General features: G+C 44.1%; 1 protein-coding gene. It reads left to right on the top strand.

What is annotated here, in order from left to right; all coding sequences use genetic code 11:
* The first annotated feature begins 734 nt into the window (after window positions 1-734).
* Window positions 735-1,733 (top strand): phage protease, encoded by a 999-nt coding sequence (locus ACFIL8_RS09845; RefSeq protein WP_375689621.1) that lies wholly within the window; start codon window positions 735-737, stop codon window positions 1,731-1,733.
* The last annotated feature ends 44 nt before the right edge of the window (window positions 1,734-1,777 follow it).

Below are 1,777 nucleotides of genomic sequence, written 5' to 3'. Positions count from 1 at the left end.
TGAAAAAAAGGGCGAGAGGTTGTTGTAAAGAAAACAACAGGAAGAAAGTCTTTTGTTCTTAATGGAAAAGAGGCGAGGAAAATGAGAAGGCGTGGAGGGCGGTCAACTCCTCGCAGATCCGGTAAAACCGTCCTGGTATAACTGGCTCACGCCTCGCGGATAATGTAACAGTTTAAAAGTTTAAAAGCAATCTTTAAAAAAATGGTGCTCTGTCGCCAGTGTCTTTGAAAACAATTTTATAAGAGTGTTTGGGGGTGTTTTCTTTAAAAGGGAAAAGAAGGATGAACGGTTGTTGTAAAGAAAACACCGTAAAGCTCTGTTGGTGTTTGTGAGAAGGAACTGGTGTCGAGAAAAATGAGAAGGCGTGGAGGGCGGTCAACTCCTCGCAGATCCGGTAAAACCGTCCTGGCAAAACTGGCTCACGCCTTACCTCCAATGATATAATGTTTTTAAGCCAAAAAGCAATCTTTAAAAAAACGGCTTGAGAGGGGCTTTTTTTGTATAAGACGATAAATTGTACCTCTAACTTCACGACGGCGCTCTATCGCCTTTGAAGTGCCTTTGAAAACGATTTTATGGGATGGTTTGGCACGGGGGTTTCTCTCACAAGGAGAATAATAGGGAAAAGAGTGCTTTTTGAGAAATGCTCTTTTGACTGACAGTGTCAGACTTATAGTGGGAGTAAGTTTCATGCATTGTATTGCCAATGACAATTGTAAAGCAATAGGCAATGTATGGAACAGGAATTTCACGAAGATCAAAAAGATGGGGATGCAGAAACATTTCATGCTGCGTTAATAGATCTTTGCCAAGACGCTACCGTTAGCCAAGCGCCTGAATGGGTAGAGTTGTTGCCCAAAGCGCCCCATGTGAAGGCACGTGATGGACGACAATGGCATTATAACCCGCAAACTATTTTAAAAGCCTTTGCAGCCAATAAAGGACCGCTTGTGATTGATTATGAGCATGGGCAACATCACCGTGCGAGAAATGGTCTAGAAGCACCTGCAAGTGGCTGGATTGAAGAATTAGCAGAGCGGGATGGTGCGATTTGGGGGCGTGTTAAATGGACCGATATGGCCGCTAAAAAGATTGTTTCCCAAGAATATCGCTATCTTTCACCTGAGTTTCGCCATTCCAAGAAAGGTGAAATTTTAAATTTAGCCGGTGCTGGTTTGGTGAACCGTCCAGCCCTTGTCATGACGGCTTTAAGCCGTGAACAGCCTTCCCCTATAACTTTGACGGAGAAAATGATGGATTTGACAGCCATTGCCAGTGCACTATCACTGGCAGAAGATGCTAAAGCGGATGAGATTTTAGCAACGCTTAAAGCGCGCGAAAAAGAACGCGCGGAATTAAATTCCCAATTAACAAAGATGCAAGAAGATTTAGCGCTTTTGCAAGAAGAGCAGAAAAATACAGCTATTGAGAGCCTTTTAGACAAGGCCATTGAAGAGGGCAAGATTTTGCCTGCTGCCCGCGAGGAGTATCGTGCACTCTGTAGCCTTGAAGGGGGTGTGGAACATTTTAAAAGTTTGGTCGAGAAGTTGCCGGCGCTTGCCTCAACAAGCCCTTTAGAAGTGTGTGCTTTAGCGCAAGAACCAAAGCTTGCGCCAGAAGAGGTTGCTGTTGCGGCACGCCATTATAAGGAAGAGCAGAAGCAAAAAGGTTTCGACATCACCATTAGCCAAGCAGTTGAGTATATTTGCGAACAAAAGGAGCGCCAATCATGAGTACGATGATTTTAATTAAATCTTTTCGCGCCATAGATGTGATT

Origin of the sequence: Bartonella sp. AP57NXGY, from assembly GCF_042195805.1 — a bacterium.
Classification (GTDB): Bacteria; Pseudomonadota; Alphaproteobacteria; order Rhizobiales; family Rhizobiaceae; genus Bartonella.
This window is presented reverse-complemented; position numbering and strand designations above follow the sequence as displayed.

Bases quoted from the DNA above. Each gene is read 5' to 3' on its own strand.
- ACFIL8_RS09845 (WP_375689621.1), top strand. From the start codon at position 735: ATGGAACAGGAATTTCACGAAGATCAAAAAGATGGGGATGCAGAAACA.